Raw genomic sequence first — 21,667 nt, forward strand, 5'->3', positions numbered from 1 at the left:
TACCGCGACGCGGCCGAGCGGCCCGCGACCTCGATCGGCAAGCCCAATCCCAACACCCAGCTGTACGTGCTCGACCCGCACCTGCGCCCGGTCCCCGTCGACCGCACCGGCGAGCTGTACGCGGGCGGCTACCTCCTCGGCCGCGGCTACGTCAACGCGCCCAGCCTGACCGCGTCCCGCTTCATCGCCAACCCCTTCGGCGACGGCAGGCTCTACCGCACCGGCGATCTCGCGCGCTGGAACGGCGATGGCACACTGGACTTCGTCGGCCGGGCCGACAACCAGGTCAAGATCCGCGGCATGCGCCTTGAGCTGGAGGAGGTCGAGGCCGCGCTTTCCGCGCACCCGGCCGTCCGCCGCGCGGTCGTCACCGTCCGCAAGAACCCGTCGCCGTACCTGGCGGGCTACATCGTCCCCGAGAACCCCGTCACCGCGACGGAAATCACCGACTGGGCGCGGTCCGTCCTCCCCGACTACATGGTCCCCTCGGCGTTCGTGCTGATGGACGCCCTGCCGACCACCGTCAACGGCAAGGTCGACCGCGCCGCGCTGCCCGAGCCCGAACGCGCCAGCGGCGGCGGTCGCGGGCCCGAGACCCCGGCGGAGGCGGCGCTCGTCAGCCTCGTCGGTGACATCCTCGGCATGACCGTGACGGTCGAAGACGACTTCTTCGCCCTCGGCGGTGACAGCATCATCTCGATGCAGCTCGTCGCCCGGGCGAAGGCCGCGGGCATCCGCTTCTCCACCCGGCAGGTGTTCGAGACCCGCACGATCGCCACGCTGGCCGCTGTCGCGGAGATCGTCGAGGCCGTGGCCGCGCGCCCCAAGGACATCGCCACCGGTGAGATCCCGCTGACACCGGTCATGCGCGAGCACCTCGACCGCGGCGGCCCCCTCAACCGCTTCCACCAGTCGCGCCTGCTCACCACCCCGGCGAACCTGACCCTCGACCAGATCACCCGGGCCGTTGCCGCACTCGCCGACGCTCATGTGATCCTTCGCGCCCGCCTCACCGACAACGCGCTCGTCATCCCCGACGAGGCAACGGAACCGTCGGTATCCCGCGTCGACGCAAAAAATCCACAATGGACCAGCGAACTCGACTACCACACCGAACAGGCCATCGCGGACCTAGACCCCGCGCGGGGCCGCGTGCTCCGTGTCGTCTGGTTCGACCGGGGTTCCGAAGAAGGCAGGCTCCTGATCGTCGCCCACCACTTCGTGGTCGACGGCGTCTCCTGGCGAGTCCTGGTCCCCGCGCTGGCCGCCGCGATCGGGGGCGAAACCCCGCAACCGCCGGACACGAGCTTCCGGACCTGGGCAATCGCCACGACGAACCAGGACCGAACGCCGGAACTCCCGCTGTGGCAAGAAATCCTCGCCCCCGCGCACACCCTGGTCACCCGCCCGCTGAACGCGGACGACACCGTCGCGACAGCACGCGAACTGACGGTCAGCGTCCCCAACGCCGACCGCCTGCTCGGCCCGGTCCCCGCGCTCTTCCACACCGGCCCGACCGAAGTCCTCCTCGCCGCCCTCGCCCAAGCCGTCGGCGAACCGATCGTCGTCGACGTCGAAGGCCACGGCCGCTCCGACGACGTCACCGACACCGTCGGCTGGTTCACCGACATCCACCCCGTCCGCCTCACCCCCGGACCCGACGCCGCCGCGACCCTCAAGCTCGTCAAGGGCAGCGTCAAGAACACCCCAGGCGACGGCCTCGGCTACGGCCTCCTCCGCGACCAGCTCGCCGACGCCCCCCGACGCGACATCCTGGTCAACTACCTGGGACGCATGGGATCCGAGACCGCGCAGACCTGGTCGACCGCCCCCGAAGCGGCCACCCTGGCAGGCGGTGCCGACGCGGAACTCCCCGTCGGCCACCCCATCGCGCTCAACATCATCGCCGAAGGCGCCACCCTCACCGCCCACTTCGCCTGGGTCGCCGCCGTCCCCGACGCCGTGGTCCACGCCGTCAAGGACCGCTGGGTCGCCGCTCTGAACGCTATCGCGGCACTGGAAACCGGCGGCCACTCCCCAGCGGACTGGCCCATCGCGAACCTGACCCAGTCCGAAGTGGATGAGATCGACACCGCTTACCCGGATGTCGCGGACGTCTGGCCGACCTCCCCGCTGCAAGAAGGCCTGCTGTTCCTCTCCCGCTTCGACGAGTCCGGTGTAGACGTCTACACCACCCAGCAGGTCCTTTCCCTGCAAGGCGACGTCGACAGCACTCGCCTCCGCGCCGCCGCGCAAGCCTTGGTCGACCGCCACGAGATCCTGCGAGCAGGATTCCCCACCCTCGCGACAGGCCGACTGGCCCAGGTCATCACCCGCCGAGTCGAGGTCCCCTGGCGCGAGGTGACCAGCGCCTCCGAAGCCGAGACCGCCCGGATCATCGACGCCGAACGCGCCACCCGCTTCGACCTCGCCCGACCCCCGCTGGTCCGCTTCCTCCTGGTACGCGCGGAAACCGACGCGACGCTCGTCCTGACCAACCACCACGCGATCCTCGACGGCTGGTCGACCCCGCTCCTCGCCCGGGAGCTGTTCGCGCGCTACGCGGGCGAAACCCTGCCCCCGGTCCGCTCCTACCGCGACCACCTAGCCGACTTGGCCGACCGCGACACCGACGCGGCCCGCGACGCTTGGCGCACCGCGCTCACCGGCCTCGACGAGCCGACCCTGGTCGCCCCCGGAGCCCCCCACGGCGGCGTCCTCCCCGGCCAACTCGACGTCCACCTCCCGGAACCGGTCGTCACCAGGCTCACCGCCGCCGTCCGCGCGGTCGGCGTGACACTCAACGCCGCCGTGCAAGCCGCGTGGGGACTCGTTCTGGCGCAACGGACCGGCCGCACCGACGTCGTGTTCGGCGCCACGGTCTCCGGCCGCGACGGCGACCTCGACGGCATCACGGGCATGATCGGCCTGTTCATCAACACCGTTCCCGTCCGCGTCCGCCTCGACCCGGCCGAGTCCTTGGCCGAGCTGCTGACCAAGCTGCACGGCGAACAGGCCGCCCTGCTTGACCACCAGCACCTCGGCCTCGCCGACATCCAGCGCGCGGCGGGCATCGGCGACCTGTTCGACACCCTCACCGTCTTCGAGAGCTACCCGGTCGACACCGACGCCCTCGAACGCGCCGAGACCGCCGCCGGGCTGCGCGTCACCGAGGCCGTCGGCCGCGACGCCACCCACTACCCGCTGACCCTGCTGGTCCTGCCCGGCGCGACCACGACCCTGACCCTGCGATACCGCCCGGACGTCATCGACGAGCCCGAGGCCCACACCCTCCTCGCTCGCGTCGTCAAAGCCCTCACCGCGGTGGCCGACACGCCGCACAAGCCCGTCGGCAACGTCACCCTGCTGTCTGAAGTGGACGCAAAGAGCGTCCTGAAGACTTGGCAGGGTCAGGCGATTCCCGTCGAGCGGACGACCATCCCAGCCTTGTTCGCCCGCCAGGTCGCACAAACCCCCGACGCGACGGCTGTGGTCGTCGACGGCGGCGAAACCCTGACCTACAAGCAACTCGACCACGCGACCAAGGTCCTCGCAGGCGAACTCCGGAGCCGGGGCGCGGGCGTCGGTGACATCGTCGGCGTGATGCTGGAACGCTCGGCGGACCTCATCGTCGCGCTCCTCGCGGTCCAGCGAGCAGGCGCCGCCTACCTTCCGCTCGACCCCGACTATCCCGCCGACCGCCTTCGCATGATGGTCGAGGACGCGGCCCCGGTCGTCGTCATCGCACCGGAAAACGCCACTCTCCCCGGTGTCACCGTGCTCCCGCCGCAAGCCACCGGTCCGGAAGCCGACGACAACAGCGACCCCAACGCGCCCGCGTACGTCATCTTCACCTCGGGCTCGACCGGCAGGCCCAAGGGCGTGCGGGTACCGCACGAGGGCATCGTCAACCGCCTGCTGTGGATGCAGTCCGAATACGGCCTCCAGCCGGGCGAGCGGGTCCTGCAGAAGACCCCGGCCGGGTTCGACGTGTCGGTGTGGGAGTTCTTCTGGCCGCTCATCACCGGCGCCACCCTGGTGTTCGCCAAGCCCGGCGGCCACCGCGACCCCGCTTACCTCGCGGACGCCATCGAACGCAACAACATCACCACTGTCCACTTCGTCCCATCCATGCTCCGCGCGTTCGTCGCCGAGCCCGAAGCGCGGACCATCACTACCCTCCGCCGAGTCCTCTGCTCCGGCGAAGCCCTCCCCGTCGACCTGCGCGACGAGTTCCTGAACGTCTCCGACGCGCAACTGCACAACCTCTACGGCCCCACCGAAGCCTCCGTTGACGTCACCGCCATCCAGCTCCACCGCGAAGACCTGACCGTCCCTATCGGACACCCGGTATGGAACACCCAGACCTACGTGCTGGACCCGTTCCTCAACCCCGTCTCCGCAGGCGTCCCCGGAGAGCTGTACCTCGCGGGCGCCCAACTCGCCCAGGGCTACCTCAACCGCCCGGGCCTGACCGCGACCCGGTTCGTGGCCAACCCGTTCGGCGACGGCCGCCTCTACCGCACCGGCGACATCGCCGCGTGGAACCCCGAAGGCGCGCTGGAGTACCTGGGCCGCGCCGACGACCAGGTCAAACTCCGCGGCCAGCGCGTCGAGCTCGGCGAGATCGAGGCCGCCATGGCCGCGCTCCCCGGCGTCGAGCACGCCGTGACCCTCGTCCGCGACGACCGCCTCATCGGCTACCTCGTCGGCGAAACCCCCCACGACGATCTCCGCGCCGAACTCGCCCGCACCCTCCCCGACCACATGGTCCCGTCCGCTTTCGTGACGCTGGACGCCATCCCGCTCACCCCCAGCGGCAAGACCGACCGCAAGGCCCTGCCCGACCCCGACTTCGCCGCGCTGGTCACCGACCGCGAAGCCGGGAACGACCTGGAACGCGTCCTCGTCGACCTGACCGCCGCCGTCCTCGGCCTGCCGACCGTCGGCGTGGACGACGACTTCTTCACCCTCGGCGGCGACAGCATCGTCTCCATCCAGCTCGTCGGCCGGGCGCGAGCGGCGGGCATCCGCTTCTCCCCGCGAGACGTCTTCGAACGCCGCACGGTCGCCGGACTGGCCATGGTCGCCGACACCGACACCCGGGCCGCCGAAGCCGAAGGCGAAGGCATCGGCGAGGTCCCGTTCACCCCGATCATGCGCGACGCGCTGGCCCGGGGCGGTCCGATCGACCGCTTCTCCCAGTCCCGCCTGCTCCGCGCCCCCGCCGACCTCGACCTCGACCGGCTCACCAAGGCCGTCGAAGCGCTCATCGCCCGCCACCACGTCCTCCGCGCCCGCCTCACCGACGACGGCCTCCACATCCCGGAGACCGCGCAGGCGAGCGTCCGGCGCGTCGACGCCACCGGGATCAACGACCTCGCGCCAGCGGCACAAGCGGTCGCGGACGAACTCGATCCCCGAGCGGGCGAGATGTTCCGCGTCGTCTGGTTCGACCGGGGCGCGGACGAAGGCAGGCTGCTGCTCGTCGCCCACCACCTCGTGGTCGACGGCGTCTCGTGGCGCGTCATCGAACCCGACCTGCGCGCCGCCTACGAAGGCGCCGACATCGACCCCGTCGGCACGTCCTTCCGCCGCTGGGCCAAGAGCCTGACCGAACTCGACCGCGGCGCCGAGACCGCGCACTGGACCGGCCTCGCCGACTCCCGGGGCGACCTGCTCACCACCCGCCCCCTGCGCTCGACCGACACCATCCACACCGGACGAGAGCTGCGCCTGACCCTCACCCCCGAGGAAACCGGGCCGCTGCTCACCACCGTGCCCGACCTGTTCCACGGCACCGTCAACGACGTCCTCCTCACCGCCCTCGCCATCGCCGCCGCGGCCACCGGCGGCAACACCGCGCGCCTGGTCGACGTGGAGGGCCACGGCCGCGAAGAGCAGGTCATCCCCGGCGCGGACCTGTCCCGCACGGTCGGCTGGTTCACCACCGCCTACCCTGTCCGCCTCGACCTCACCGGCATCGACGCCGCCGAGGCGCTGGCGGGCGGCGATGCGGCCGGGCGGGCTGTCAAACGGGTCAAGGAACACCTGCGGGCCATCCCCGACAACGGCATCGGCTTCGGTCTCCTGGCTCCCCCCGTGCCCGCGCGGGAAATCCTGTTCAACTACCTCGGCCGCTTCGGCACCGACGCGGCCACCGGGGCTTGGCAAGGCGCCCCCGAGGCCGCCGCGCTCGACGGCGGCGTCGACCCGGGAATGCCCATCTCCCATGCCATCCAGGTCAACGCCCTCACCCAGGACGGGCCCGGCGGCCCGCGCCTGACCGCGAACTGGGCGTGGGGCGGCGAGGTGGTCGCCGAGTCGGCGGTGCGGGACCTGGCCGAGAAGTGGTTCGCCGCGCTGCGGGCGCTCGTCGCGCACGCGGACGGTGGAGGCGGCGGCCACACGCCGTCGGATCTGACCCTCAGCGACCTGTCGCAGGACGAGCTGGACGAGTTCGAGTCGGAGTGGAGTTAGGTGAACGCGCGCAAGTCCGGGCTGGAAGACGTCCTGCCCCTCGCCCCGCTACAGCAGGGCCTCCTCTTCCACAGCGAGTACTCCGGCGGCACCGAGCCGGAGGACCCGTACGTGGTCCAGTTCGCCCTCGACCTCGACGGCCCGCTGGATGCCGCCGTGCTGCGGACGGCCGCGCAGGCGCTGATCGACCGGCACGCCAACCTGCGCGCCTGCTTCCGCCGCCGCAAGACCGGGGAGGTCGTCGCGCCCGTGCCGCGCGACGTCGAACTCCCCTGGCGCGAGGTCGATGTCGACAACTGGGACGTGCTGCTCGCCGAGGACCGCGCCGAACGGTTCGACCTCACCCAGCCGCCGCTGCTGCGCGTGCTCCTCGGCAGGCTCGGCCCCGAGCGGCACCGCCTGCTGATCACGTACCACCACATCCTCCTCGACGGCTGGTCCACGCCACTGCTGGCCCGCGAGCTGTTCCAGCTCTACACCGCCAAGGGCGACGCGTCCGCGCTGCCGACCGTCCGGCCCTACAAGGACTACCTGTCCTGGCTCCGCGCCAAGGACGCCGACGCCTCCCGCGCCGCCTGGGCCGAAGCCCTCGCCGGCTTCGAGGAACCCACCCTGCTCGCCGCCGGCGCCGACCCGTCCGGATCCGCCGAACAGCAACCGATCCCGCTCCCCGACGGCCTCACCGACACCCTCGCCGCGCTCGCCCGCGCACACGGCGTCACGCTCAACACCGTCGTACAGACCGCATGGGCGCTGCTGCTCGCCCGCACCCTCGGCCGCGACGACGTCGTCTTCGGCGCCACCGTATCCGGTAGGCCACCGGAGCTGCCGGGCGTCGACAGCATGATCGGGCTGTTCATCAACACCGTGCCCGTGCGGGTGCGACTCGACCCGGCCGAGACCGTGGCCGCGCTGCTCACCCGGGTGCAGGCAGAGCAGGCGCGGGTGATGGACCACCAGCACGTCGGCCTGGCGGACATCCAGCGCGCGGCAGGCGTGGGGGAGCTGTTCGACACACTGACAGTGTTCGAGAGCTACTTCGTGGACACCGCCGCCCTGGAGAGCGCCGAAGCCGCCACCGGGCTGCGCGTGCGCGCGGGGGAGACCCGCGACGCCACCCACTACCCGGCCACCCTCGTCGCCACCGGCCCCGACCTGCTGCTCAAGTACCGTCCCGGGCTGGTGGACCCGGTCGAGCTGTCCGAGCGCCTGGTCCGCGTCCTCACCGCCTTGGCGGCGGATCCGAGCGTTCCGGTGTCGCGTGTGGATGGTCTGGCGGCGGATGAGCGCGAGAACCTGTTGCGCACGTGGAACCCGACCGGCGAAGCTGGGGAGCAGGCCACCATCCCGGCCCGTTTCGCCGAACAGGTCGCCGCCAACCCGGACGGCATCGCGCTGGTCTCAGGCGACACCCGGCTCACCTACGCCGAACTCGACGCCCGCTCGACGGGCCTCGCCAGGGTCCTGCGAAACCAGGGCGCCCAAGGCTTTGTCGCGATCGCCCTGCCCCGGTCGGCCGAACTGGTCGTCGCGGTGCTGGCCGTGCTCAAGGCCGGGGCCGCGTACCTGCCGCTCGACCCGGACTACCCGGCCGCGCGCCTGGAGCTGATGCTCACCGACGCCGCGCCCACCCTGCTGATCACGACCCCGGACCTGCACGACCGCTTCGGCGACATCGCCACGGTCAACCCGCACGACACCGCCGACGGACCGGTAAGCACCGCCCTCACCCCGGACCACCCGGCCTACGTCATCTACACCTCGGGCTCCACCGGAACCCCCAAGGGCGTCGTCGTCCCACACCGGGCCGTGGACCGGCTGCTCACCGCCACCGACCACTGGTTCGGCTTCGGCCCCGACGACGTGTGGACGCTGTTCCACTCCTACGCCTTCGACTTCTCCGTCTGGGAGCTGTGGGGCGCCCTGCTGCGCGGCGGCACGCTGGTCGTCGTCGACCACGCCACCAGCCGCTCCCCGGAGGCGTTCCTCGACCTGCTGGCGAACGAACGCGTCACCGTCCTCAACCAGACCCCGTCCGCGTTCTACCAGCTCGACGCGGTCGACAGCGGCGCGGACCTAGCCCTGCGGTACGTGATCTTCGGCGGCGAGGCGCTGGACCCGCGCAGGCTCGCGGGCTGGTACACCCGGCACGCCGAGGACGCGCCCCGGCTGGTCAACATGTACGGGATCACCGAGACCACCGTCCACGTGACCTACCTGCCGCTCACGGCCGCCGACGCCAACCCCGGCATCGGCGTTCCCATCCCCGACCTGCGCGCCTACGTCCTCGACTCCGGCCTCGGCCTCTGCGCCCCTGGTGTCGTCGGCGAGCTGTACGTCGCGGGCGCCGGTCTCGCCGACGGCTACCTCAACCGCCCCGGCCTCACCTCGACCCGCTTCGTCGCGAACCCCTTCGGCTCCGGCCGCCTCTACCGCTCCGGCGACCTCGCGCGCTGGAGCAACGGCGGACTGGAGTACTTCGGTCGCGCCGACGGCCAGGTCAAGCTGCGCGGCTTCCGCATCGAACTCGGCGAGGTCGAGGCGGTCCTCGCCGCGCACCCGGCGGTCTCCGAGGCCGTCGCGGTTGTCCGCGAGGACAAGACCACCCGGCTCGTCGGCTACGTCACGGGCACAGTGGACAGTGCGGAGCTGCGGGACTGGGCCGCGCGGGACCTGCCCGAGCACATGGTCCCGGCCGCCATCGTCGTCCTCGACCGCATTCCCCTGACGGTCAACGGGAAGGTCGACCGCAAGGCCCTGCCCGCACCCGATTTCGCCGGTCTGACCACCACCCGCCAGCCCGAGACCGACGCCGAGCGCGCGCTGGCCGCTGTGTTCGCCGAGGTCCTGGGTGTGCCGTCGGTCGGGTTGGACGACGACTTCTTCGCCCTCGGCGGCGACAGCATCGTGTCGATCCAGCTCGTCAGCCGCGCCCGCGCCGAGGACCTCAAGTTCTCCCCGCGTGATGTCTTCGAGCGCCGCACGGTCGCCCGCATCGCCGAGATCGCCACCGAACCCGTTCCCGTGCCGACCTCCACCGGCTCCGGCGCCCTGCCGCTCACCCCGATCATGCGCGACCTGGTTGGCCGGGGTGGCCCGGTCAACCGCGTCTCCCAGGCCCGCCTGCTGATCGCCCCGACCGGCCTCACCCAGGAACGCCTCACCGCCGCCGTCCAGTCCGTTGTGGACACCCATGACGTGCTGCGGGCCCGCCTCGCCGGGGACCAGCTCGACGTCCGACCGGTCGGCGCGGTCGACGCCGCGAAGCTCGTCCGCCGCGTCGACAACACCGACTACCAGGCCGAAGCCGCCCGCGCGTACGGCGAACTCGATCCAGCTGAGGGCGAGGTGGTCCGCGTGGTCTGGTTCGCCCCGGACCGGCTGCTGATCGTCGCGCACCACCTCGTCGTCGACGGCGTGTCGTGGCGGATCATCGTCCCCGACCTCGCCGCCGCCGTCGCCGGAGAGGCCCTCGCACCCGTCGGCACCTCCTTCCGCGACTGGGCCCTCGCCCTGCGCGCCCAAGACCGCACCACCGAACTGGACCACTGGCGCACAACCCTGGACGCCGTTGACGGCCGCACCCCCGTGGCCGCCCGCGACACCGTCTCGACCGTCCGCACGGTCAAGGTCGCCCTCTCCGCCGAGACCACGACCAGGCTGCTCGGCGACATCCCCGCCGCCTTCCACGCGGGCGTCGAAGACGTCCTGCTCACCGCGCTCGCCCTCGCCGTCGCCCGCGCGCGCGGCACCGCGACGGGAGTCGTCGACCTCGAAGGCCACGGCCGTGAAGAGGACGCCGTCCCCGGAGCCGACCTGGCCCGCACGGTCGGCTGGTTCACCACCCTCTACCCGGTCCGCTTCGACCTGACCGGCGTTGACATCGCCGACGCCTTCGCGGGCGGACCCGCCGCGGGCACCGCGCTCAAGCTCGTCAAGGAACAACTCCGAGCCGTACCCGGCGACGGCATCGGCTTCGGCCTGCTGCGCGCCGAACTCCCGGCCGCCACACCGGAGATCCTGTTCAACTACCTCGGCCGCTTCGGCACCGCGGCCACCACCGGCGACGCCTGGTCCGGCGCCCCGGAGGCGGGCGCGCTCGGCGGCGACGCCGACCCCGGCCTGCCCGTCGGGCACGCGCTCGACATCAACGCCGTCACCGCCGACGGCGTCCTCTCCGCCACCTTCGCCTGGCCTGCCGCCCTGTTCACCGAGGCCGAGGTCAGCGACCTCGCCGCCCACTGGGTCAACGCCCTGCACGCCATCGAGCGGCACAGCGAACCGGGTTCCGGCGGCCACACGCCGTCGGACTTCCCGCTGGCGCGCCTCACCCAGTCCGATGTGGATGCCCTGGCCGAACGCCACGCCGGGCTCGTCGACGTGTGGCAGCCGACCGCGCTCCAGCAGGGCATCGCGTTCCTGTCGCGGTTCGACGACACCGGGACCGACGTCTACACCGTCCAGTTCTCCTGCGAGCTGACCGGCGACCTCGACCCGGCCCGCCTCCGCGCCGCCGCCGCGACCCTCCTCGACCGGCACGACACCCTCCGCGCCGCCGTCGACCACCTGATCTCCGGCGATCCCGTCCTGGTCATCGCCGACACCGTCCCGTTGCCGTGGCGCGAGGTCGACGTGGACGAGTCCGAATGGGACCGGTTGGTCGCGGAAGACCGCGAGACCCGGTTCGCCGTCGACGAGGCACCGCTCGTCCGGTTCCACCTCGGCAGGCTCGCGGACGACCGGCACCGACTGCTGATCACCTTCCACCACGTGCTGCTCGACGGCTGGTCCACGCCCCTGCTGGTGCGCGAGCTGTTCGAGACCTACGCGGGCAACACCCTCCCGCCCGTGCGCCCCTACCGCGACTTCCTCACCTGGCTGTCCACGCGCGACACCGGTGTCGACGTCTGGTCGCAAGCGCTTGCGGGCATCACCGAGCCGACCCTGGTCGCCCCGGCAGGCGCTTCCCGCGCAGCCGTCCTCCCGCGCCGCGTCGACATCACCCTCCCCGACGGGCTCCCGGCCATCGCTCGCGAACGCGGCGTCACCGTCAACACGCTCGTCCAAGCCGCCTGGGGCCTCACCCTGGCCCGCGGACTCGGCCGCGGCGACGTCGTCTTCGGCGCGACGGTCTCCGGGCGGCCGCCGGAGGTCGCCGGCGTCGAGACGATGATCGGCCTGTTCATCAACACCCTGCCCGTGCGGGTGCGGCTCGACCCGGCCGAGACCGTGGCCGACCTGCTGACCCGCGTGCAGGCCGAGCAGGCCGCGGTGCTCGACCACCAGCACGTCGGCCTAGCCGACATCCAGCGGGCGCTCGGCGTGGCGGAGCTGTTCGACACGCTTACCGTCTTCGAGAGCTTCCCCATCGACACAGGAGCCCTCGACCGCGCCGAGGCCGCCGCCGGGTTCACCGTCAGCGCGGTCGACGGCGCCGACGCCACGAACTACCCGATCACGCTGACCGTCGGCGCCGGGCTCGCGGCCTGGCTGGATGTCCGGGACGACCTCATCGACCCGGACACCGCCCAGATCTGGGCGGCCAGGTTCGCCCGGGCGCTAACGGCTTTCGCGAACCCGAGCACCCCGGTCCGCGCGCTCGACCTCATCACCGACACCGAGCGCGCCGACCTGCTCGCCGCCGGACAAGGTCCGCGCGTCCCGGTCGTCGAGCGCACCGTGCTCGACGTCGTGGACGCCCAAGACCCGGCGGCCACCGCGGTCGTCGGGTCGGACACCACGCTCACCTACGGCGAACTGGCCGACCGCTCCGCGCGGATCGCGGGCCTGCTGGTGTCGCGCGGTGTGGCGCCAGGAGACGTGGTGGCGCTGGCGCTGCCGCCGTCGGCAGGCCTGGTCGCGGCGATCCTCGGCGTGTGGCGGGCGGGCGCGGCGTATGTCGTGCTCGACCCCGAGTACCCGGCGGATCGCTTGCGGTACATGGTCGAGCAGGCCAACCCCAAGGTCACCCTCACCATCGCGGCCGTCGACCACGACGGCATCGACCTCGACGCGATCGACCTCTCGACCCAGGAGTTCACCCCCGGCCCGGTCGGCGGCGCCGCGTACGTGATCTTCACATCCGGCTCGACCGGACGGCCCAAGGGCGTCGTGGTCGAGCACGCGGGGCTGGTGAACCTCCTCGCGTCGCACCACGCGTCGGTCATGCGGCCTGGCAAGGCGCTGCAACTGTCGTCGTTCTCCTTCGACGCCTCCCTCGACCCGCTGCTCTGGTTGCTGGCCGGACACGAGACGCATGTCGCCGGACCGGACCTGACCGGCGACTCCCGCGCCATCGTCGACTACACCCGCGCCCACGGGATCGGCTACGTCGACGCCGCCCCCGCGCTGCTGACCCAGCTCGTCGACGACGGCCTCCTGGACACCGGCGTGACCGTCGTCGGCACCGGCGGTGAGGCCGTGAGCCCCGCGCTCTGGTCGCGGCTCGCGGCGGCGGACGTCGCGGCGTTCAACTTCTACGGCCCCACCGAGTCCACAGTGGACGCACTGGTCGCGCCGATCGCGGGAGGCGCGGTCGTCATCGGACGCCCGGTCGCCAACACGGTCGTCCACGTGCTCGACGCGACCCTCGGGCTCGTCCCGCCGGGTGCCGTCGGCGAGCTGTACGTCGGCGGGCCCGGTCTGGCGCGCGGCTACCTCAACCAGCCCGGCCAGACCGCGTCCCGGTTCGTCGCCAACCCCTTCGGCGACGGCCGCCTGTACCGCACCGGCGACCTCGCCCGCTGGGCCGACGACGGCCTGGAGTTCCTCGGCCGCGCGGACAACCAGGTCAAGATCCGCGGGTTCCGCGTCGAACTCGGCGAGATCGAGACCGTCCTGGGGCACGCGGTCGTCGTCGTGCGCGACGGCCGGTTGGTCGCCTACGTCACCGAAGGCGACACCGAGTCCGTCCGCGCGAAGGCCGCCGCCGCGCTGCCCGACCACATGGTGCCCGCCGCCGTGGTCGTCCTCGACGAGTTCCCGACCCTGCCCAGCGGCAAGGTCGACCGCACCGCCCTGCCCGCCCCGGACTTCGCCGCCCTGGTCTCCGACCGCGCGGCCACGACCGAGTCCGAGTCCGTGCTGCGACGCCTGTTCCTCGCCGTGCTCGGCCTGCCGTCGGTCGGCGTGGACGACGACTTCTTCGCCCTCGGTGGCGACAGCATCGTGTCGATCCAGCTCGTCAGCCGGGCCCGCGCGGAAGGGCTCCGGTTCTCCCCGCGCGATGTGTTCGAGCAGCGGACCGTGGCCGCGCTCGCGCTGGTCGCCGAGACCGACAAGCCCACCGCCGAGGCCGCGGGCGCGGGCGTCGGCCTGGTGCCGCTCACCCCGATCATGCGCGACCTGCTCGACGCGGGCGGCCCGATCACCCGCTACGCCCAGGTCCAGGTCGTCACCGCACCTGCGGACCTGGCGGTCGACCGGCTGACCGCGGCGGTCGGGAAGCTCCTCGACACCCACGACATCCTACGCGCCCGCCTCACCGGGGACGGCCTGCTCGTCGGCGAGCCCGGGGCGGTCACCCCCGAGGTCCGCGTGGTCGAGTCCGACACCCTTGACGTCGACTCGGTGCTCGACGACCTCGACCCCCGCGCGGGCAGCGTCTTCCGCGTCGCCTGGTTCCCCAAGACCGGATCGCTCGTCCTCGCCGCCCACCACCTCGTGGTCGACGGCGTCTCCTGGCGGATCCTGCTGCCGGACCTGGCCGCCGCCTACGAGGGCCGCGATCTGGAACCGGTCGGCACCTCGTTCCGCCGCTGGGCCGAAGGGCTGGTCGAGAACGCCCGCAGCGCCGAGCGGCTGGCCGAACTCGCGCACTGGACCGCCGCCGTCGCGGGCGCGGACGCCCCGCTCGGCGCCCGGCCGCTCGACCCGCGCGTCGACACCGTGTCCACGCTGCGCCGCGTCACCACGACCGTCGACGCCGACACCGCCGAGCCGCTGCTCGGCCCCGTCCCGGACCTCTTCCACGCCGAGGTCGACGACGTCCTGCTCACCGGGCTCGCGCTCGGCCTCGCCCGCTGGTCCAAGCGCTACCACGGCCTCGACCGGCCCGCGGTCACCATCGACCTCGAGTCGCACGGCCGCGACGAGGACGCCGTGCCCGGCGCCGACCTGCACCGCACGGTCGGCTGGTTCACCAGCGTGCACCCCGTCCGCCTCGACGTCGGCGAGGTCGACCTCGCCGACGCGCTCGCGGGTGGCCCCGAGGCGGGCACCGCGCTCAAGCTCGTCAAGGAGCAGGTCCGGGCCGTCCCCGGCGAGGGCACCGGCTTCGGCCTGCTGCGCCACCTCAACCCCGACACCGCCCCGGCCCTCACCGGCCGCAGGCAGCTCCTGTTCAACTACCTGGGCCGCTTCGACTCCCGCACCGCGGACGGCGCCTGGTCCGTGCGGCCGGGCATCGGCGGCGGCGCCGACGCCGACCTGCCCGCCGACCACGCCCTCCAGGTCGACGTGACCACAGTGGACGGGCTGGAACTGCGCTTCGACTGGACCTTCCCCGACGCGCTGTTCGACGAGCGCGACGTCCGCGACCTGGCCGTGTGCGTGGCCGGGGCGCTGCGCGCGCTCGCCGACCACGGCGCCGAGTCCGGCGCGGGCGGACTCACCCCATCGGACCTGCTGATCCCGGGGCTCGCCCAGGAGCAGATCGACCGCTTCGAGGCGAAATGGAGGACCCCGTGAGCCGCGCGGGTCTACAGGACATCTGGCCGCTCTCCCCGTTGCAGGAGGGGATGCTGTTCCTCTCCGGCTACGACGAGTCCGGAGTGGACATCTACACCGTGCAGACGGTGCTGGCCATCGAAGGCGACCTCGACGCCGAGCTGATGCGCGAGTCCGCCACCGCGTTGCTGCGCCGCCACCCGGGCCTGCGCGCGTGCTTCTCCACCGAGGAGGCCGACCAGCCGGTCCAGCTCATCGTGGCGCGCGCGCCGCTGCCGTGGACCGAGATCGACCTCACCGGTTCCGACGACGTGGAGCGGGACTGGGCGGCGGTGCTGGAGCGCGACCGCGCCACCCGGTTCGACCTCGCGGTGCCGCCGCTGGTCCGGTTCCTGCTGGCCGAGGTCGGCGACGGCAGGCACCGGCTGCTGGTTACCAACCACCACATCCTGCTCGACGGCTGGTCCACCCCGCTGCTGCTCGGCGAGCTGTTCGAGATCTACGGCGCCCGCGGCGACGCCTCCGGTCTGCGCCGCGTCCGCTCCTTCCGCGACTACCTGGTCTGGCTGTCCAAACAGGACAAGGAGGTCGCGGAGAAGACCTGGGCCCAGGCGCTGGACGGCGTCACCGAGCCGACGCTGGTCGGCCCGCCGGGGGCGTCGAACTCCGGGTCGCTGACCGCGCGGGTGCCGGTCGAGATCTCCGCCGACCTGGCGGCGCGGTTGAGCGCGGTGGCCCGTGAACTGCGGGTCACGGTCAACACCCTGGTGCAGGCGGCCTGGGGGCTCGCCCTCGCCCGCCAACTGGGCCGCGACGACGTGGTGTTCGGCGCGACCGTGTCCGGCCGCCCGGCGGACCTGCCCGGGGTCGAGTCGATGATCGGGCTGTTCATCAACACCCTGCCCGTGCGGATCCGGCTCGACCCGGCCGAGTCCGTGGGGCAGTTCCTCGCGCGCGTGCAGGCCGAACAGGCGCGGGTCATGGACCACCAGTACGTCGGCCTGTCCCGCGTGCAGCGGCACACCGGCCTGACCGAGCTGTTCGACACCATCACCGTGTTCGAGAGCTACCCGGTCGACACCGAGGCGCTGGGCCGCGCGGAAAGCGCCGCCGGACTGCGCGTGCTGGGCGCGGACGGCACCGACGACACCAACTACCCGATCACCCTGACCGCCGAGGCGTCCCAAGGCCTTGAGGTGTGGCTCGACCACCGGCCCGACGTCGTCGACGCCGCGACCGCGACCCGGATCGCCGAACGCCTCGTCACCGCCCTCACCGCGTTCACCGCCGACGCCTCCGTCCCGGTCCGCGCCCTCGACCTCCAGTCCGATGTGGAGCGCGCGGCGGTCCGCGCGGCCGAGCGGGGGCCGGTCCTCGCGGTGCCGGAAACCTCGGTGCTGGACACCTTCGCCGCCGCCGTCGCGGCCGACCCGCACGGACTCGCGGTGACCGACGGCACCCGCGCGCTGACCTTCGCCGAACTCGACGAGCGCGCTGACCACCTCGCCGGGTGGCTGCGCGCCCAGGGGGTCGCGCGGGAACGCGTTGTGGTGTCGAAGCTGCCGCGCTCGGTCGACGTTTTCGTTGCCATGCTGGGGATCTGGAAGGCCGGAGGCGTCTACCTGCCGGTCGACCCGACCTACCCCGCGGAGCGGCTGCGGCTCATGCTCGAGGACGCCGACCCGGTCGTCGTGCTGGACGCGGTCGAACCGCACATGTCCGCGCCGTTCACCCCCGCGCCGGTCGACGGCGCCGCGTACATGATCTTCACCTCGGGGTCGACCGGACGGCCCAAGGGCGTGGTCGTCGAGCACCGGAGCCTGCTGAACCTGCTGGCCGCGCACCGCGCCACGGTCATGCGGCCGGTGTCGGCGCTGCACACCGCGTCGTTCTCCTTCGACGGCTCGCTCGACCCGATCGTCTGGTTCCTGGCCGGGCACCCCGCGCACATCGTCTCCGCCGAGCTGGTGCGCGATTCCGCCGCGCTGGTCGAGTACATCCGCGCGAACGGCGTCGGCTTCATCGACACCACACCCACGCTGCTGACCCAACTCGTCGAGGACGGGCTCCTGGAGTCCGGGATCCGGGTCGTCGGCACCGGAGCGGAGGCCATCGGGCCCGCGCTGTGGGCGCGGCTCGCGGAGGCACCGGTCGAGGCGTTCAACGCCTACGGCCCGACCGAGTTCACCGTGGACGGTGTGGCGGGCGAGGTCCGGGGGACCGACGTCGTCATCGGCACGCCACTGGCCAACTGCGCCGCGTACGTGCTCGACACCGCGCTGTCGCGGGTCGCGCCCGGTGTGGCGGGAGAACTGTACCTGGCCGGGCCGCACGTGGCGCGCGGCTACCTCAACCGACCTGGCCTGACCGCGACCCGGCTCGTGGCCAACCCGTTCGGCGACGGCAGGCTCTACCGCACCGGCGACCTCGTGCGCTGGACCGCCGCGGGCGAGCTGGAGTACCTGGGGCGCGCCGACGACCAGGTCAAGATCCGCGGTTTCCGGGTGGAACTCGGCGAGGTCGAGGCCGTGCTGGCGGAGATCTCGCGGCACGCGGTCGTCGTGGTCCGCGACGGCAGGCTCGTCGCGTACCTCGTGGGCGCCGACGCCGACCATGCGCGGTCGCACGCGGCGGCCGTGCTGCCCGACCACATGGTGCCCGCCGCGTTCGTCGTACTCGACGAGCTGCCGACCCTGCCCAGCGGCAAGGTCAACCGCAAGGCCCTGCCCGCCCCCGACTTCGCCGGTCTCGCCACCGCGGGCCGCGCCGCGCGGACCCCCGCCGAGTCGGTCCTGCTCGACCTCGTCGCCCGCGTCCTCGGTCTGCCCGCGGTCGGGGTCGACGACGACTTCTTCACCCTCGGCGGCGACAGCATCGTGTCAATCCAGCTCGTCAGCCGCGCCCGCGCGGCCGGGCTCCGGCTGTCCCCGCGTGACGTGTTCGAGCAGCGCACGGTCGCCGCGCTGGCCGCGATCGCCGCCCCCGACACGGCCCCGGTCGTCGAGGAGGCGGGGGCGGCCATCGGGCTCGTGCCGTTCACCCCGATCATGCGGGAACTGCTCGACGCGGGCGGCCCGATCAACCGGTACGCCCAGGTCCAGGTGCTGACCGCGGCTGCCGACCTCACCGCGGACCGCTTGGCCGCCGCGGTGGCCAAGCTCGTCGACACCCACGACGTCCTGCGCGCCCGACTCACCGACGACGGGCTGCTCATCGCCCCGCCAGGCGCCGCCGACGTCGTCCGAGTCGTCGACGACGGTGACGTCGACGCCGTGCTGGACGAACTGGACCCAAGCGCCGGGGTCGTGTTCCGCGTGGTGTGGCTGCGGCAGCGCGGAGTCGTCGCTGTGGTCGCGCACCACCTGGTCGTCGACGGCGTGTCCTGGCGGATCCTGCTACCCGACCTCGTCGCCGCCTACCGGGGCGAAGACCTCCAGCCGGTCGGCACGTCGTTCCGGCGCTGGGCCACCGGGCTGGTCGAGGCGGCCGAGAACACCGCCGAACTCGACCACTGGCTCGCGGTGCTCACCGAGGAGGAGCCGCTCGGCGCCCGTCGGCTCGACCCGCGCACCGACGTCATCGCCACCGCGCGCACCCACCGCGCCGAACTGCCGCCCGCAGTCACCGGGCCGCTGCTCACCACCGTGCTCGACCGGTTCCGCGCCCGCGTCGACGACGTCCTGCTCGCCGGGCTCGCCGTCGCCGTCGCCCGGCTGCACCCCGGCCGCACCGCGCTGCTGGTCGACCGCGAAGGCCACGGTCGCGACGAGACCCGGGTAGACGGCGCCGACCTGCACCGCACGGTCGGCTGGTTCACCAGCACGCACCCGGTCCGGCTCGCCGGCATCGTCCCGACCGACCCGGCCGCGACCCTCAAGCGGGTCAAGGAAACCCTGCGCGCCACCCCGGGCGACGGCACCGGCTTCGGCCTGCTGCGCCACCTCAACCCGGACACCGCCGCGCGCCTGGCCACGCGGGGCGGGCCCGAGGTCGTGCTGAACTACCTCGGCCGGTTCGGCACCGGCGAGGCCGCGCCCGGCCCGTGGGAACCGGTCGACGCGGGGATCGGCGGCGGCGCGGACCCCGGCCTGCCGCTCGACCACGCGCTCCAGATCGACGTGACCACAGTGGACGGTGTCGGCGGTCCGGTGCTGACCGTCGACTGGACGTGGCCGGACGGCGTCTTCACCGAGGCGGACATCCGCGCGCTCGGCGACCACTGGTTCGCCGCGCTGACCGACCTCGTCGGCGCCCGGGGCGGGCGCACGCCGTCGGACTTCCCGCTGGTCGCGCTGGAGCAGGCCGAGGTCGACGCGCTCCAGGCCGCCGAGCCCGCGCTGGCCGACGTCTGGCCGCTGTCGCCGTTGCAGCAGGGGCTGCTGTTCCTCGCCGGCCTCGACGACTCCGACGAGGACGTGTACACCGTCCAGACCGTCCTGCACCTCGACGGACCGGTCGACGCCGCACGCCTGCGCGCCGCCGCCGACGCGCTGCTCGACCGGCACCCCGGCCTGCGGGTCCGCTTCCACACGCTGTCGTCCGGCCGGTCGGCGCAACTCGTGCTCGACGATGTGCGCGCGCCGTGGCGGGAGGCGTCCGGTGACCTCGACGCGCTGGTGGCGCAGGACCGCGACACCCGGTTCGACCCGCTGGCCGCACCGCTGATCCGGTTCCTGCTCGTGCGCACCGACGACGGCGCGCACCACCTGGTGATCACCAACCACCACGTGCTGCTCGACGGCTGGTCCACCCCGCTGCTGGGGCAGGAACTCCTCCAGCTCTACGGCGGCGTCCGGCTGCCCAGGGCCAAGCCGTTCTCCGACTACCTGTCCTGGTTGTCCACTCAGGACAGCCAGGCCGCCGGGGCCGCCTGGGGCGCGGCGTTGGCCGGTGTCGACGAGCCGACGCTCGTCGCGGGCGCGGCGGCCAAGACGACCGCCGTGCGGCCGGAGAACGTCGACGTCGAGACCGGCCGGGAGCTGTCCGAGGCGCTGGTCGCGACCATCCGCGCGCTGGGCATCACGCTGAACACGGCCATCCAGTTCGCCTGGGGCCTCACCCTGGCCCGGATGTCGGGCCGCGAGGACGTGGTGTTCGGCGCGACCGTGTCCGGTCGACCGGCGGACCTGCCCGGTGTCGAGTCGATGATCGGGCTGTTCATCAACACCGTGCCCGTGCGGGTGCGGCTGGACCCCCGCGAAAGCCTGGGCCAGGCCGCGCGGCGGGTGCAGACCGAGCAGTCCGCGCTGCTCGACCACCAGCACCTCGGGCTCACCGACATCACCCGGGGCACGGGGCTGCCCGAGCTGTTCGACAGCCTGACCGTGTTCGAGAGCTTCCCCGTGGACACCGACGCGCTCGGTGCCGCCGAGGCGGCGGCGGGCCTGCGGGTCAAGGGTGTCTCCGGCACGGACGCCACCGACTTCCCCCTGACGCTCACCGCCGACTTCGGCGAGGTCCTCGACCTGTCCCTGGAGTACCGACCGGACGCGCTCGACCGGGACCTGGTCACCCGGCTCGCGGACGGGCTGCGGACCGCGTTGCGCGCCCTGGCAACGGACCCCGACTCCTCGGTGCGCGGCCTGTGGCTGGCCGGCGGTGGCGGGCTGGAGGGCCGGGAAGTCCCGGTCGAGCCCGTGCTGGAGGTGTTCGCGCGGCAGGCCGCCGCGACGCCCGACGCGGTCGCGGTGGTCGGGCCGGACGGGTCGCTGACGTTCGCGGAACTGGTCGCGCGGTCCGGCGAGATCGCGGCTCACCTCGTGGGACAAGGGGTGCGCGCCGGGGACGTCGTCGGGTTGGCGTTGCCCTCGTCGGCCGAACTGGTCGCGGCGATCCTCGCGACCTGGCGGGCGGGCGCGGCATACCTCGTGCTGGACCCGGGCTACCCGGCCGAGCGCATCGCGTTCATGGTCGAGGACGCGGCGCCCGGGGTCGTCCTGGGGCCGGACGGCCTGCCGGGTGCGACCGGGGAGACGTTCGCGCTCGAAGGCACTTCCGGCGCCGCGTACGTCATCTACACCTCCGGTTCGACGGGCAGGCCGAAGGGGGTTGTCGTCGAGCACAGCGGTGTGGCCAACCTTCTCGCTTCGCATCGCGCTGCTGTCATGCCGTCCGAACGGCTGCGGGTGCTCAACGCCGCGTCCTTCTCGTTCGACGCTTCGGTCGACGGGTTGCTCTGGCTGCTGGCCGGACACGAACTGCACTTGGCGGGCCCCGACCTCACCACCGACCCGGCCGCGCTCGTCGCGCACGTCCGGTCGCGGGGGATCGGGTACGTCGACGCCGCGCCCGCCCTGCTGACCCGGCTGGTCGACGAAGGTCTTCTGGAGACCGGACTCACGGTCGTGGGAACCGGCGGCGAGGCCGTGGGAGCCGCGCTGTGGGCGCGGTTGGCCGCCGCGGACGTGGCGGCGTTCAACTTCTACGGCCCGACCGAGTCCACTGTGGATGCCGTGTTCGCACCCGTGGTGGGTGCCGAGGTCGTCATCGGTGACCCGGTGGCGAACTCGACCGCCTACGT

The 21,667-nt window shown here is 72.9% G+C and carries 3 protein-coding genes (2 of these 3 cut by a window edge); all 3 read left to right on the forward strand.

From position 1 onward, the window contains the following. Tightly spaced (each overlapping or abutting the next), the 3 genes in view from V5P93_RS10070 to V5P93_RS10080 form a layout consistent with a single transcriptional unit that may run on beyond the window. Nucleotides 1-6,480 carry the 3' end of a non-ribosomal peptide synthetase gene (locus tag V5P93_RS10070; protein WP_104482600.1) on the forward strand. It extends 13,527 nt beyond the left edge of the window, so only the last 6,480 of its 20,007 coding nucleotides appear in the window; its start codon lies beyond the left edge, outside the window; it ends in the stop codon at nt 6,478-6,480. Continuing rightward, complete coding sequence (locus V5P93_RS10075) at nt 6,481-15,168, forward strand: non-ribosomal peptide synthetase (protein ID WP_104482601.1); 8,688 nt, start codon at nt 6,481-6,483, stop codon at nt 15,166-15,168. After that, nucleotides 15,165-21,667, forward strand: partial view of a non-ribosomal peptide synthetase gene (locus V5P93_RS10080; RefSeq protein WP_181043850.1) — the 5' portion only. 7,717 nt of this gene lie beyond the right edge of the window; only the first 6,503 of its 14,220 coding nucleotides appear in the window; it begins with the start codon at nt 15,165-15,167; its stop codon lies off the right edge, out of view. Before V5P93_RS10075 ends, V5P93_RS10080 begins: the two co-directional genes overlap by 4 nt.

The sequence above is a fragment of the Actinokineospora auranticolor genome, assembly GCF_041897805.1.
GTDB classification, from domain to species: domain Bacteria; phylum Actinomycetota; class Actinomycetes; order Mycobacteriales; family Pseudonocardiaceae; genus Actinokineospora; species Actinokineospora auranticolor.